Raw genomic sequence first — 15,514 nt, 5'->3', positions numbered from 1 at the left:
CACCTCGACCAGCCGCACCGCAGGACGACGAAAGGGAGGGCCACGACCGTGTCCGAGACCAACCAGTTCCCCGCCGAACTCGGCCGCTCCCTCGTCGACCGCTGGCGCACCCGCACCGCCGGCCCCGCCACACCCGACACCACCGACGGTGCCGCCCGCGTCAACCCCATCCAGCTCGGCCTGCGGCTCTTCGAGGAGATCCACCCCGGCACGGCGGCCAACGTGCTGCGCTTCGACGCCGAGGTCGAGGGCGCCCTCGACACCGACCGCCTCGCCACCGCACTCGGCGAACTCTCCCGCCGCCACGCCGTCCTGCGCACCACCTTCCCCGACGGCGACCCGCACACCTGCGTCGTCGCCCCGGCCCCCGGACCCGACCCCGACCTCACCGTCGTCGACCTGACCTCCCACGACGCGGAAACCGGCCGGGACACCGCCCTCAGCCAGGCGGACACCCGCGCCGCCGCACCCATGAACCTCGCCACCGGCCCCCTGTGGCGCGTCGCCGTCTGGCACCTGTCCGACGGCACGTCACTGCTTCAGCTCCTCGCCCACCACATCGTCGCCGACGGCTGGTCCCTCGGCGTCTTCCTCACCGAACTCACCACCCTGTACGAGGGCCGCACCCCGGCACCGGCCACCCCGCTGCCCACCGTCGCGGCCACCCCGAGCGAGGCCGACCTGGCCGCCTGGCGCGAACGGCTCGACGGCGCCAAACCGCTGTCCCTGCCCACCGACAGGCTCCGACCCCGCACCCGCCGGTTCCGCTCCGCACACGTCGACCTGGCCGTCGACACCGAACTCCTGCGACGCGTCGAAGAACTCGCCGGCACAGCCCGCATGACCCCCTTCATGGTGCTGCTCTCAGCCCTCCACCTCACCCTCGCCCGCACCGCGGGCCACGCCGACATCACCATCGGCTCACCCATCGCCACCCGCGAACGCCACCGCGCCCCCGGCGCGGTCGGACCGCTGGCCACCATGCTCGCCCTGCGCACCGACACGACCGGCTCCCGCACCGTCCGGGACCTCCTCAACACCGTCCGCGACACCTGCCTGGACGCCTACAGCCGCGCGCACGTGCCCTTCGAGGCCCTGGCAGGCCAGGCCGGCCAGAGCGGCGAGTCACTCTTCGACGTGCTGTTCGTGCTCCAGCCACAGCTCACCGAGACCCGCCTGGGAGAACTCCCCGTACGCCCGCGGCTCATGGCCCCCTCCACCATCCGCAACGACATCGAGCTGTACCTCTGGCAGGGCGACGACGGCATCACCGGCTTTCTGGCCTACGACACCGACCTGTTCGCCGCCGAAACGGCCACCCACCTCGCCGAACGCTTCCGGACCGCCCTGACCGCGATCGTCACCGACCCCGACCGCGACCTCGCGGACGTGAGTGTGGTGTCGGGGGGTGAGTGGGGGCGTTGGCGGGAGTTGTCGGTGTCGCGGGTGCCGGCGTCGTCATCGCCGGTGTCGGTGTGTGGGTTGGTGGAGGCGCAGGTTGATCGTGTGCCGGGTGCGGTGGCGGTGCGTGCGGTTGATGGTGTGTTGACGTTCGGTGAGTTGGAGGTGCGGGCGAATCGTTTGGCGTGGGGTTTGCGGGGGTTGGGGGTGGGGCCGGGTGATCTGGTGGGGGTGTGTTTGCCGCGTACTGCTGATCTGGTGGTGGCGTTGTTGGGTGTGTTGAAGTCGGGTGCTGGTTTTGTGCCGGTGGATCCGGGTTATCCGGCGGAGCGTGTCGCGTTCATGCTGGAGGATTCCGGTGTGTCGGTGGTGTTGCGTTCTCTGGACGACGTTCCGGGTTTTGCTGGGGGTGCTTTCTCTTCGTCTCGTCCGCCGGTTTTGGGTGGGGGTGATGATGTTGCGTATGTGATTTATACGTCGGGTTCGACGGGGCGTCCTAAGGGTGTGGTGATTGAGCATCGTCAGGTGGTGGCGATGTTGGGCTGGGCGGGTCGGGTGTTTTCGGCGGGGGAGTTGTCGGGGACGCTTGCGGGGACGTCGGTGTCTTTTGATCTGTCGGTGTTCGAGATTTTTGCGCCGTTGTCGGTGGGTGGTTCGGTGGTGTTGTCGCCGGGGAGTGTGCTGGATCTGTTGGTGAATCCTTCGTTTTATGAGGGGGTGACGTTGGTTAATACGGTGCCGTCGGTGGTGCGGGAGTTGTTGGCGGCGGATGCTTTTCCGTCGGGGGCGCGGACGGTGAATTTGGCGGGGGAGGCTTTGTCGCCGGGTTTGGTGCGGGATTTGTATGCGCATCCGGTGGTGGAGGTGGTGAACAATCTTTATGGGCCGAGTGAGGATACGACGTATTCGACGCATGCGGTGACGTGTGTGGGGGATGAGCGGACGCCGATCGGTGTGCCGGTGGACGGGACGTCTGCGTATGTTCTGGATGGGGGTCTGCGGCCGGTTCCTTTGGGTGCGGTGGGGGAGTTGTATTTGTCGGGTGCGGGGGTGACGCGGGGTTATCTGGGGCGTGCTGCTCTGACGGCGGAGCGTTTTCTGCCGGATCCTTTCGCCTCCGGTGGTGGGCGGATGTATCGCACGGGGGATCTGGTGCGGTGGCGTTCGGACGGTCAGCTGGATTATCTGGGGCGTGCGGATGGTCAGGTGAAGGTGCGCGGTCACCGGATCGAGCTGGGTGAGGTGGAGGAGGTCCTGCGCCGTCACGGGCGGGTCGGCGAGGTGGTGGTCGTGGCGGGTGACGGCGCGGCCGGCACGACCCGCCTGATCGCCTACATCGTCGCGGCCGACACCGACACCGACACCGACACCGACACCGACACCGATGCCGAAACCGTCCCTGAACCGGGTGAGTTGGGTGCGCATGCGCGGCGGTGGCTGCCGGACTTCATGGTCCCGTCGGTGTTCATGACGCTGGATGAGTTCCCGCTGCTCCCGAACGGCAAGATCGACCGCTCCGCACTGCCTGCCCCTGACTCCGAGGCTGCCCGGGCGGTGTTCCGGGACCCGCAGAGCGAGGCGGAGAAACTGATCGCCGGGATCTGGCAGGAACTCCTCGACGTCCCCCGCGTCGGCGCGGACGACGACTTCTTCACCCTCGGCGGCCACTCCATCCTGGCGACCCGGGTCACCCACCGGCTCAGCGAAGAACTCGGCACCCACATACCCCTGCCCCTGCTCTTCGAGCACCCCACCCTCACCGACCTCGCCGCGCACCTCCCCCAAGCCGGCGAGCGCCACCTCCCCATACCGGTGGCGACCCGCACCCCCAACCCCGACGGCACGATCACCCTCCCCGCGTCCTCCGGGCAGAAGCGCCTGTGGCTGCTGTGCTCACTCGACCCACGGGCCCATCTCGCCTACCACCTCAACGGAGGCGCGAAGATCACCGGACCCCTCGACGCCCAGGCCCTGGCGGAGGCCATCCGCGACGTCGCCCGCCACCACGAAATCCTGCGCACGACACTGCGCGAGGAGAACGGCGACATCGTCCAGGTCGTCCACCCCACCTGGCGCTGGGACCCCACCACGACCCCCGACGAGGCCACGACCCCGGACGAGGCCGAACTCATCGAAGAATGGCGCCACTCCACGGCCGACCTCGCCGAAGGCCCCCTGTTCCGGGCACACGTGGTGCGGCAGGCCGACGACCAGCATCTCCTCCTGCTGAGCCTGCACCACACCATCGCCGACGGCTGGACGCTCACACTCCTGCTGGACGAGATCGCCCGCCGCTACGCCGAGCTGTCCACAGGCCAACCCCCCGCCGCCGAACCCGCCCTCCAGTACGGTGACTTCGCCCACTGGCAGAGCAGTACGCCCACCCCCGAGACCGGGCTCGCCCACTGGCGTGAACGACTCGCCGGAGCAGCCGAACTGGACCTGCCGACCGATCACCCCCGCCCCGCCCGCCCCACACACCGCGGCGCGGCCGTTCCCCTCGAGCTGCCCGCCGAGGCCATCGCCAAGGCCGCCCGGACAGCGGGAACAACCGAGTTCGCCGTGGTCGCGACCGCCGTCACCATCACCCTGAGCGCCCTCTCCGGCAGCCACGACATCACCATCGGTATCCCGACCAGCGGCCGTACCCACCCGGACACCGCGGGCATCCTCGGCTTCTTCACCAACACCCTCCCGCTGCGCCGCACACTCGACCCCCACGCCACCCTCGCCGAGGCCCTGCGCGGCACCCACCACGCCCTCATGGAGGCGCACCAGCACGCCGACATGCCCTTCGAGGAGATCGTGCGCCACGTCGCGCCGGCCTCGCAGGGCCCAGCACGCAGCCCGCTCTTCCAGGTCATGCTCGCCCTGAACGAAGCCCCCTCGCGCACCCTCGGCCTCCCCGGACTGCGTGTCACCCGGCTCGACATCCCCCCGGCGGAAACCCAGTTCGAGCTCTCGCTCCACCTGGAACAGACCGACACCGCCGTCACCGGCTACCTCACCTACAACACCGACCTCTACGCGGAGACCACCGCCCGCCTCTTCCCGGAACGCCTCGCCGTCGTCGTCTCCGCTTTGGCGGAGCGTTCGGGTGCGGTGCTGGGGGAGTTGAGCGTGGTGTCGGGGGGTGAGTGGGGGCGTTGGCGGGAGTTGTCGGTGTCGCGGGTGCCGGCGTTGATTCCGTCGTCATCGTCATCGTCATCGTCGTCTTCGTCGTCGGTGGTGTCGGTGTGTGGGTTGGTGGAGGCGCAGGTTGATCGTGTGCCGGGTGCGGTGGCGGTGCGTGCGGTTGACGGTGTGTTGACGTTCGGTGAGTTGGAGGTGCGGGCGAATCGTTTGGCGTGGGGTTTGCGGGGGTTGGGGGTGGGGCCGGGTGATCTGGTGGGGGTGTGTTTGCCGCGTACTGCTGATCTGGTGGTGGCGTTGTTGGGTGTGTTGAAGTCGGGTGCTGGTTTTGTGCCGGTGGATCCGGGTTATCCGGCGGAGCGTGTCGCGTTCATGCTGGAGGATTCCGGTGTGTCGGTGGTGTTGCGTTCTCTGGATGACGTTGCTGTTTCTTCTGATTTTTGCCGTGAGGATCGTCCGCCGGTTTTGGGTGGGGGTGATGATGTTGCGTATGTGATTTATACGTCGGGTTCGACGGGGCGTCCTAAGGGTGTGGTGATTGAGCATCGTCAGGTGGTGGCGATGTTGGGCTGGGCGGGTCGGGTGTTTTCGGCGGGGGAGTTGTCGGGGACGCTTGCGGGGACGTCGGTGTCTTTTGATCTGTCGGTGTTCGAGATTTTTGCGCCGTTGTCGGTGGGTGGTTCGGTGGTGTTGTCGCCGGGGAGTGTGCTGGATCTGTTGGTGAATCCTTCGTTTTATGAGGGGGTGACGTTGGTTAATACGGTGCCGTCGGTGGTGCGGGAGTTGTTGGCGGCGGATGCTTTTCCGTCGGGGGCGCGGACGGTGAATTTGGCGGGGGAGGCTTTGTCGCCGGGTTTGGTGCGGGATTTGTATGCGCATCCGGTGGTGGAGGTGGTGAACAATCTTTATGGGCCGAGTGAGGATACGACGTATTCGACGCATGCGGTGACGTGTGTGGGGGATGAGCGGACGCCGATCGGTGTGCCGGTGGACGGGACGTCTGCGTATGTTCTGGATGGGGGTCTGCGGCCGGTTCCTTTGGGTGCGGTGGGGGAGTTGTATTTGTCGGGTGCGGGGGTGACGCGGGGTTATCTGGGGCGTGCTGCTCTGACGGCGGAGCGTTTTCTGCCGGATCCTTTCGCCTCCGGTGGTGGGCGGATGTATCGCACGGGGGATCTGGTGCGGTGGCGTTCGGACGGTCAGCTGGATTATCTGGGGCGTGCGGATGGTCAGGTGAAGGTGCGCGGTCACCGGATCGAGCTGGGTGAGGTGGAGGAGGTCCTGCGCCGTCACGGGCGGGTCGGCGAGGTGGTGGTCGTGGCGGGTGACGGCGCGGCCGGCACGACCCGCCTGATCGCCTACATCGTCGCGGCCGACACCGACACCGACACCGACGCCAAAACCGACGCCGATGCTGATGCCGATGCCGAAAGCACGCTGGACGTGGCGGTGTTGGGTGCGCATGCGCGGCGGTGGCTGCCGGACTTCATGGTCCCGTCGGTGTTCATGACGCTGGATGAGTTCCCGCTGCTCCCGAACGGCAAGATCGACCGCTCCGCACTGCCTGCCCCTGACTCCGAGGCTGCCCGGGCGGTGTTCCGGGACCCGCAGAGCGAGGCGGAGAAACTGATCGCCGGGATCTGGCAGGAACTCCTCGACGTCCCCCGCGTCGGCGCGGACGACGACTTCTTCACCCTCGGCGGCCACTCCATCCTGGCGACCCGGGTCACCCACCGGCTCAGCGAAGAACTCGGCACCCACATACCCCTGCCCCTGCTCTTCGAGCACCCCACCCTCACCGACCTCGCCACCCATCTCCCCCCAACCGGCGCGGGCCAGGACACCGACGCAGAAGCAGCCGCATACGGGGACAGGCAACCGGCACCGCACCTCCCCGTCGTCGACCGGGTCCCCGAACCCGACGGCACCCTGGTGTTCCGAGCGTCCCCCGGCCAGGAACGGCTGTGGGTGCTGTGCCGCCTGGACGAGCAGGCGAACCTCGCCTACCACATCAGGGGCGCCGTCCACATCGAGGGAACCCTTGACGCGGACGCATTCCACACCGCGCTGCGGCACCTCGCGCACCGCCACGAAGTCCTGCGCATGTCCCTGCGCGAAGTGGCGGACCACGTGTCCCAGGTCGTGGCACCCGACCCCGAAGTACCGCTGACCCGAATCACCACTCCCGACTGGGAGTCGGTGATCGAGGCCGAGAACCAGCGGGCGTTCGACCTCACCACCGGACCGCTGTGGCACGTGACGCTCGTCCGCGTCGCGCCCGAGCACCACGTCCTGGTCATGAGCCTGCACCACGTGATCGCCGACGGCTGGTCCCTCGACCTCCTCCTGCGTGAGATCGCCGTGCACTACGGCTCCGTACTCCAGTCCCCGACCACCGAACCGGCTCCGCCCCCGCCCGCGGCCTTCCAGTACGCGGAGATCGCGCACTGGCAGCGGGAGACCGCACACACCGAACTCGACTTCTGGCGAACCTACTTGGCCGGCGCCTCGGCACCCGACCTGCCCACCGACCGGCCCCGCCCCCCGAAGCAGACCTACCACGGCGCCGCAGTACCCCTGGCCCTGCCGCACGAGGCGCTCACCACCGCGGCCCGGGCCGCGGGAACCACCGCGTTCACGGTCCTTGCCACAGCACTGTCCGTCGTCCTGGCCAAGCTCACCGGCCAGTACGACGTCACCATCGGCACCCCGGCCGCCGGCCGCGACAACCCGAGCACGGCAGACGTGGTCGGCTACGTCGTCGACACCCTGCCCCTACGACTGCGTATGAACCCGGGCCACACGCTGGCCGAGACCCTGCGCGAGGCGCGGGACGCCGTGAACGCGATCCGCGGCCACCAGCGGATTCCGCTGGAGGAACTGATCCGCGCACTGCGCCCCCAACGCGACCAGAGCCGCAGCCCGCTGTTCCAGGTACTCCTCGCGGTCAACGGCACCCCGCCCCAGTACCACTTCCCCGGCCTGCGGATGCACCCCGCACCGATGCCGATCGGCACCACCCCCTACGACCTCGTGGTCCAGGCCGAGGAACGCGACGGCCGCATCACCGGACACCTGGTCTTCAACACCGACCTGTTCGAGACGTCCACGGCCCAGCTGATCGTGGACCGCCTGACGGAGACCGTGTCCGCTTTGGCGGAGCGTTCGGGTGTGGTGCTGGGGGAGTTGAGCGTGGTGTCGGGGGGTGAGTGGGGGCGTTGGCGGGAGTTGTCGGTGTCGCGGGTGCCGGCGTCGTCATCGCCGGTGTCGGTGTGTGGGTTGGTGGAGGCGCAGGTTGATCGTGTGCCGGGTGCGGTGGCGGTGCGTGCGGTTGATGGTGTGTTGACGTTCGGTGAGTTGGAGGTGCGGGCGAATCGTTTGGCGTGGGGTTTGAGGGGGTTGGGGGTGGGGCCGGGTGATCTGGTGGGGGTGTGTTTGCCGCGTACCGCTGATCTGGTGGTGGCGTTGTTGGGTGTGTTGAAGTCGGGTGCTGGTTTTGTGCCGGTGGATCCGGGTTATCCGGCGGAGCGTGTCGCGTTCATGCTGGAGGATTCCGGTGTGTCGGTGGTGTTGCGTTCTCTGGACGACGTTCCGGGTTTTGCTGGGGGTGCTTTCTCTTCGTCTCGTCCGCCGGTTTTGGGTGGGGGTGATGATGTTGCGTATGTGATTTATACGTCGGGTTCGACGGGGCGTCCTAAGGGTGTGGTGATTGAGCATCGTCAGGTGGTGGCGATGTTGGGCTGGGCGGGTCGGGTGTTTTCGGCGGGGGAGTTGTCGGGGACGCTTGCGGGGACGTCGGTGTCTTTTGATCTGTCGGTGTTCGAGATTTTTGCGCCGTTGTCGGTGGGTGGTTCGGTGGTGTTGTCGCCGGGGAGTGTGCTGGATCTGTTGGTGAATCCTTCGTTTTATGAGGGGGTGACGTTGGTTAATACGGTGCCGTCGGTGGTGCGGGAGTTGTTGGCGGCGGATGCTTTTCCGTCGGGGGCGCGGACGGTGAATTTGGCGGGGGAGGCTTTGTCGCCGGGTTTGGTGCGGGATTTGTATGCGCATCCGGTGGTGGAGGTGGTGAACAATCTTTATGGGCCGAGTGAGGATACGACGTATTCGACGCATGCGGTGACGTGTGTGGGGGATGAGCGGACGCCGATCGGTGTGCCGGTGGACGGGACGTCTGCGTATGTTCTGGATGGGGGTCTGCGGCCGGTTCCTTTGGGTGCGGTGGGGGAGTTGTATTTGTCGGGTGCGGGGGTGACGCGGGGTTATCTGGGGCGTGCTGCTCTGACGGCGGAGCGTTTTCTGCCGGATCCTTTCGCCTCCGGTGGTGGGCGGATGTATCGCACGGGGGATCTGGTGCGGTGGCGTTCGGACGGTCAGCTGGATTATCTGGGGCGTGCGGATGGTCAGGTGAAGGTGCGCGGTCACCGGATCGAGCTGGGTGAGGTGGAGGAGGTCCTGCGCCGTCACGGGCGGGTCGGCGAGGTGGTGGTCGTGGCGGGTGACGGCGCGGCCGGCACGACCCGCCTGATCGCCTATATCGTCGCGGCCGACACCGACACCGACGCCAAAACCGACGCCGATGCTGATGCCGATGCCGAAAGCACGCTGGACGTGGCGGTGTTGGGTGCGCATGCGCGGCGGTGGCTGCCGGACTTCATGGTCCCGTCGGTGTTCATGACGCTGGATGAGTTCCCGCTGCTCCCGAACGGCAAGATCGACCGCTCCGCACTGCCTGCCCCTGACTCCGAGGCTGCCCGGGCGGTGTTCCGGGACCCGCAGAGCGAGGCGGAGAAACTGATCGCCGGGATCTGGCAGGAACTCCTCGACGTCCCCCGCGTCGGCGCGGACGACGACTTCTTCACCCTCGGCGGCCACTCCATCCTGGCCAGCCGCGTAACCAGCAGGCTCGCCACGCGCACGGGCATGGACGTCCCGCTGAACCTGCTGTTCGAGTACCCCGTCCTCGCCGACCTCGCCACCCAGCTGCCCGATCCGGCGACATGGCCGGCCCAGGCCGCCATTCCCCGCGTACGCCGGGTCCTGGGACGTGCCGGATCGAGCTGAACGAACCCCACGGCCAACAGGACCACCACGGCCAACAGGACCACCACAGCCAACAGGACCACCACGGCCGCCACGGCCAACACAGCCATCAGCAGGACCACTGGAACACGCGAACCAGGAGAAAACGATGAGTCAGACAGAGCACATACTCCACACCTCCCCGGTCGGCGCGGGCGTCGGTGACGCCAAGGCGACCGTGCCCGCAACCTCCGCCGCACCCAAGCCGGATGCCTCCACCGGCCTCTACGCGCCGCAGCCCGCGATGCTGGGATTCGCCGGCTTCCTGCTCGGTTCCCTCTCGCTGGCGTTCTACCTGAAGGATGTCAGCATCCCGGCCAACTCCCTGGTCGCCCAGTTGCCGATCATGGTGTTCAGCAGCGCCATCCTGCTGCTGATGGCCGCCGGCTGGGCCATGCGCCTGGGAGACGGGGTGTTCGCCGCGGTGTACGGCCTGTTCGGCACGTTCTGGCTGAGCTTCTCGGTGCTCAGCATCGCGCTGAACAACAACTGGATGGGCGAATTCGAGAACATCGAACAGCGCAGGGCCACGGCCAACTTCGTCCTCGTCTGGGCCATTGTGATCATTCTGCTGACCCTGACGACCCTGCGCCTGCCCAAGGCGTTCACGTTCCTGTTCGTGGTGGTCTCCACGACGCTGCTCGTCCTCTTCGGGTCGATCGAGCAGGCCATCGACCAGATGATCAACAACCCGGCGAAGCCCGACGACCCGTGGCTCGTCTACGTGGGCATCGGCACCATGTTCCTCTTCATCGCCATCGGCATGTACATCTTCGCCAGCGCCGTGCACAGCGCCACCGGCGCCAAGCGCATACCGCTGGGCAAGCCGTTCATCAAGTCCCGGTAGTCCAGGCCTCGCAGGACCCCCTCGGCCGGGCACCGAACCGCGGCAGGTCACGCCGCCCCCGGTGCCCGGCCCTCCGGCCCCGCCCGCAGGCCGGGAATCGCCGGCCCTCGACGCCGGCCGGCCTGTCTGGGGGCACGTTCACTCTCACTGACTGGGCTCTCCTCGATGACTCCACAGGAAACGACCGTCTCTTCCCCCGCGCGCGCCGGAAAACGTGAATGGACGGCTCTCGGTGTTCTCGCTCTGCCGGCGATGCTCATCACCCTCGACAACACGGTGCTGCACCTGGCCGTGCCGCACCTGAACGCGAGCCTGAACCCCAGCGGTCTGCAACTGCTGTGGGCCGTCGACGTCTACAGCTTTCTGATCGCCAGCCTGCTGGTCGTCGCGGGTACGTTGGGCGACCGGATCGGGCGCCGCCGGCTGCTGCTGATCGGCGCGGTGGGCTTCGGTGCCGCCTCGCTGCTGACGGCGTTCTCCACCAGTGCCGAGATGCTGATCGTCAGCCGTGCGCTGCTCGGCATCGCCGGGGCGACCTTGACGCCTTCCTCGATGTCGCTGATCCGCAACATGTTCCACGACGCCCGGCAGCGTGCCGTGGCCTTCAGCGTCTGGATCGCCTGTTTCCTGGTGGGCGGCGCCATCGGCCCGCTCGTCGGTGGCGCGATGCTGGAACACTTCTGGTGGGGCTCGGTCTTCCTGCTGAGCGTGCCGGCCATGGTGCTCACGCTGATCCTCGGTCCCGTGCTGCTCCCCGAGTACCGCGACCCCGAGCCGGGCCCCCTGGACTGGGCGAGCGCGGGCCTGCTCGTGCTCTCCCTGCTCGCCACCGTCTACGGTCTCAAGAAGCTCGCCGGCGACGGCATGGCCGCGGTCCCCGTCCTGGCCCTCCTCGCCGGTCTCGCCCTGGGCGTGGCCTTCGTCGTGCGCCAGCGCAGGCTCACCCACCCGCTGATCGACATGGGGCTGTTCCGCGAGCGGACCTTCTCCGTATCCCTCGGTGCGATGGGGCTCGCCCTCTTCGTGATGTCGGGATCGCAGTTCTTCATGGCGCAGTACATCCAGATGGTGGTGGGACTGTCGCCGCTGGAGGCCGGGTTGGCGTCGCTGCCGGGCAGCGTCGGGGGTGTGACGGGGGCGTTGCTCGCCCCGGTGGCTCTGCGGTGGACGCGTGCGGCGCATGTGATGACCGTGGGCCTCGCGATCACCGCGGTCGGCTTCGTGGTCCTGGCCCAGGCAGGTGCCGACAGCGGGCCGGTCACGGTGATGGTCGCGCTGGGGCTGCTGAACTTCGGCGTCGGTCCCGCCATCGTGCTCGGCACCGACATGATGATCAATTCCGCGCCGCCGGAGAAGGCCGGAGCGGTCTCCGCCATCTCGGACACCTCTCACGAACTGGGCCTGGGCCTGGGCATCGCCGTACTCGGCAGCATCGGGAACGCGGCATACCGCGGTCAGGTCTCCGGCGAACTGCCCGCCGGGCTGCCCGAGGAGGCCGCTGCGGGGATCCAGGACACCATCGGCAACGCTGTCGACCAGGTCTCCCGTCTGCCGGAGGACCTCGGCACAGCCGCGCTGGATGTGGCACGGGAGGCGTTCACCCACGGGATGGTGCTGGTGAGCGTCATCTGCGGGGTCCTGACGGTGGTGACCGTGTTCATGACGCTGGGCCTGCGCAGGGTGCCCGCGGTCGTCGGGAGCGATGAGGCGGGCGAAGCCGACGAGGCCGGCAGGGCCGGCGCGTCCGAAGAGCCCGGCAAGGCAGGCAAGCCCGGCGAGGCGTCGGCGGAACTGCAGGAAGCCGGCGGCCGCACCACCGACTGACGCTGCGAACTGCGAACTGCGAACTGCGAACTGCGAACTGCGAACTGCGAACTGTGACTGCCCGACACCCGCAGCGGGATGTCGGGCAGCACCCGCACGGCAGGCCGAGGTCAGGAGCCGGATGCCGGGTCCAGCGTCGCGGCGATCACGAGGTATCCGTTGTCCGGGCTGGCCGCCGCGCGGCGCATGAGGTCGATGTACTGGTCGACCGGTTCCGGGCCGTCGAGCCGGGCCAGTTCGTCGCGCCGGGCCTCGACGACATCGGCCATGATCATCCCTGTCCGGACCACGTGGTCGCTGATGTCACGGATCTCGACGTCGACGAACCCATGGGCGGCCAGCAGCTCGGAGTACTCGGCGGCGGTGGCGAACGGGCTCACGTGGTAGGCGGCGCAGATGTCGTCGAGCACCTTGCGGCCTTCGGGACTCACCGGCGGGCGTTCGACGGTGTCGGCGATCACCAGCCGCCCGCCGGGGCGCAGCACCCTGGCCGTCTCGGCGAGCGCCCGGCCCCGGTCCGGCACGTGGAGCATCGACTCGATCGCCCACGCGTCGTCGAACGAGTCGTCACCGAACGGCAGCGCCATCACGTCGGCGTTGTGGAAGGCGGTCACGTCCGACCGGCCCGCCTCCACGGCGCGTTCGGTGGCCTGCTCCACCTCGACGTCGCTGATGGCGATGCCGGTGACGTGCGCGTCCCTGGCCGCGACGAGCTGCAGCGCGGGTTTGCCCACACCACAGCCGATGTCGAGGACCGCGGCGCCGGGGGCGGGGTCGAGCAGGGTGATCAGCAGGTCGGTCAGCCGGGCCGTGGCGACCTCGACGCTGCTGTCGTCGGCGTCGTCCTCCCAGTAGCCGTAGTGCAGGTTCTCGCCCCAGGCGGCGTTGAGAACCTGGCCGAGGCCTTCGTAGAAACCCGCGACATCGTCAACGCCGGATAACAGCTTGTCAGCCATTTCTGATCTCCCTGTCGTGTCTGCGACACCCTGCCCCTGGCCGCTCGACCGGCCGGACCACCGCAGAGGCCATGAGGACCACTGCGGAAAGAACGGGGCCGGCCGGCAGTATTTCCCGGGGTGCTCGATACATGGTGCTCTTACGCGTAAACAAACATCACGGCCGGCATCGGCTGTCAAGGCATTCCGTATCAGCCCCGGCCGAGCCGGTCCGGCCGAAAGCGACCGGCCAGCGGCATGAGAAAGGCCGGCCCCCGAGAGACGGGCACAGACCACCCCGGCCCGCTCCTGCCGTCCGGCCGCGGGTTTCCCGACGCCAGACGCATACGCAGCCATCCAGTCCCGCCACACCCCGAACGGTCCGGGATTCAGAATCGGGGGCTTCATGTGAAGCCCCCGATTCCACCTGGCGGAGAAAAGCTCCCGTGGCGGCACGCCCTTGACACCGGAACGGATACCGAAACGGAACCGAAACGGATACCGAATCGAGAGCGCCCACGCCGCCTCCGAAGACGGGGCACCCACTGGCCGGGACATGAACCGGCCGGTGAGCGCTCCGTACCGATGCCGGATCAGGCGGGGCGTATGGACAGTGCGTGACGGAACACGTCACGCGGATCGTAAGCCTTTTTCACCTGCTGCAGCCGCGCGTAATTCGCTCCGTAATACAGCGTGTGCCACGGCGTGTCGGAGGTATTCCACGCCGGGTCGGCGAGATCGACGTCCGGATAGTTGATGTACGCCCCGGCGTTGATGTCGTTGGGCACCGGAACACCCCCGGTCGTGCTGTAGACGTCCCGGTAGAGCTTGCGCACCCACGCCACGTGCGCGGCGTCCTCGCTCTGCGTTCTCCATACACCGGGGGTGAAATAGACGCGCAGGACCGAGTCCCGATGCACATAGGCGGTCGCGTCCGGGCGTATGGTGTTGATCTTCCCGCCGAGAGCGGCCAGGTTCACCTGGGCGCCCGGATTGCTGATGGAGTCGTCGTTGAGATAGCGGTAGATCGTCGCTATCTGCTCATCGGTGTAACTCTTCCGCAGATCCGAGGTCTTGTCCTTCTGGCGCCCGGGGGGACCCCAGTACCAGTTGTCCCGGTCGAGCCACGGCAGCTCGTGCCTCGTGTCCGACGCGACCTTGACACCGGCGCCCGAGGTGACGTCCGCGAACAGCCTGTCGAGCAGCGCCTCCCCGCCCTCGACCGTGTCCTCGACACCGGCCATCAGGCCGATCGTGCCGGCCGACCGGTGCGACCCGGAGAACGTGGCCCAGATCTGGGTCTCCTTCGCCCCGGGAGCACTGTTGCGCTCGAACCACTGGCAGTAGTTGCGGATGAGCGTGGTGAACGACTGCTGCGACAGGGACTCCCACGACCACTGCACCGTCCGGACCCGCTGATTCCCGGCCCGGGGAAGGAGTGTGCCGGGATCGGTGGAGACCACCCCCGGCGTACGCAGCCAATACCGCGTCACGACACCGAAGTTGCCGCCGCCACCGCCCGTGTGCGCCCACCACAGGCCCCGGTTGGGGTCGTTGGCCTCTCGCGTTGCCACGACGGTACGGGGTGTTCCGTCGGCACCCACCACGACCACCTCGACGGCATAGAGGTGATCGACGGCGATCCCGTGCATGCGGGAGTAGAAGTTGTAGCCGCCGCCCAGGATGTGCCCGCCCAGACCCACCTCCGAGCAGCCCGCGGAGGGAATCATCACGCCCCAGCCCTTGAAGAGCGTGTTCTGCGTCGGAGCCACGATCGCGCCCGGCCCCACGGAGAACGCCTTCCGTGACTCGTCGAAGTAGACGTCCGACATCTGGGAAAGATCGATGATCTCTTTGACCTCGGAGGACGCCGTGAAGTTCTCCAGGCAGTGGCCCCCGGAGCGCACGGCGACCCGTCGACCGGCCGCGACGGCCCGGCCGAGCGCCTCGGCGACCTGGCCGGGGGAAGTCGCGATGGTTATCTGGTCGGGCCGGCCCGTGAAACGGGTGTTGTGCCCGCGCAGGAAACTGTCGTACCGGGTGTCCCCGGGCTGCACGGTGACGGAGCCGAACGCCGGTGTGCACGCTCCGCCGGCCGCCCCCGCCGCGGCCGCGGCCGCGGGCCGGGCACCGGCCAGGACGTCCGCCGACACCAGACCGGCCCCGGCGACCGCGGCACCGGTGAGAAATCCCCGGCGCTTCAATTCGGACATGGATGAGACTCCTTGCTGTTGACGATCATTGGCAGGCGCCGCGACAGGTCGTCGTGGGGAGCGGCGCCGCGGCGGGTCGGCCC

At 68.1% G+C, this 15,514-nt stretch carries 5 protein-coding genes; 3 read left to right on the top strand and 2 right to left on the bottom strand.

What is annotated here, in order from left to right; genetic code table 11:
- The first annotated feature begins 48 nt into the window (after positions 1 to 48).
- The 3 genes from OG202_RS00115 to OG202_RS00105 all read left to right on the top strand — a co-directional run bounded on the left by OG202_RS00115 (position 49) and on the right by OG202_RS00105 (position 12,283).
- Positions 49 to 9,594: a non-ribosomal peptide synthetase gene (locus OG202_RS00115; RefSeq protein ID WP_327732024.1), complete on the top strand. Its 9,546-nt coding sequence runs from the start codon at positions 49 to 51 to the stop codon at positions 9,592 to 9,594.
- Between the two features lie 127 nt (positions 9,595 to 9,721).
- A complete protein-coding gene (locus tag OG202_RS00110) occupies positions 9,722 to 10,459 on the top strand; it encodes a GPR1/FUN34/YaaH family transporter (protein ID WP_327726198.1) in 738 nt (245 codons plus the stop codon).
- 165 nt (positions 10,460 to 10,624) lie between these two features.
- A complete protein-coding gene (locus OG202_RS00105; protein ID WP_327726197.1) occupies positions 10,625 to 12,283 on the top strand; it encodes an MFS transporter in 1,659 nt (552 codons plus the stop codon).
- A gap of 110 nt (positions 12,284 to 12,393) precedes the next feature.
- Here OG202_RS00105 and OG202_RS00100 read toward each other — a convergent pair whose 3' ends face one another.
- Positions 12,394 to 13,239 carry a methyltransferase domain-containing protein gene (locus tag OG202_RS00100; RefSeq protein WP_326585354.1) on the bottom strand — a complete coding sequence of 282 codons (846 nt, stop codon included), beginning with the start codon at positions 13,237 to 13,239 and terminating at the stop codon, positions 12,394 to 12,396.
- A 572-nt stretch (positions 13,240 to 13,811) separates the two neighbouring features.
- Complete coding sequence (locus OG202_RS00095; RefSeq protein WP_326585355.1) at positions 13,812 to 15,431, bottom strand: FAD-binding oxidoreductase; 1,620 nt, start codon at positions 15,429 to 15,431, stop codon at positions 13,812 to 13,814.
- Between the last annotated feature and the right edge of the window lie 83 nt (positions 15,432 to 15,514).

This window comes from Streptomyces sp. NBC_00310 (assembly GCF_036208085.1).
In the GTDB taxonomy this organism is placed as follows: domain Bacteria; phylum Actinomycetota; class Actinomycetes; order Streptomycetales; family Streptomycetaceae; genus Streptomyces.
This window is presented reverse-complemented; position numbering and strand designations above follow the sequence as displayed.

Bases quoted from the DNA above. Each gene is read 5' to 3' on its own strand.
- OG202_RS00105 (WP_327726197.1), top strand. From the start codon at position 10,625: ATGACTCCACAGGAAACGACCGTCTCTTCCCCCGCGCGCGCCGGAAAA.
- OG202_RS00100 (WP_326585354.1), bottom strand. From the start codon at position 13,239: ATGGCTGACAAGCTGTTATCCGGCGTTGACGATGTCGCGGGTTTCTAC.
- OG202_RS00110 (WP_327726198.1), top strand. From the start codon at position 9,722: ATGAGTCAGACAGAGCACATACTCCACACCTCCCCGGTCGGCGCGGGC.
- OG202_RS00095 (WP_326585355.1), bottom strand. From the start codon at position 15,431: ATGTCCGAATTGAAGCGCCGGGGATTTCTCACCGGTGCCGCGGTCGCC.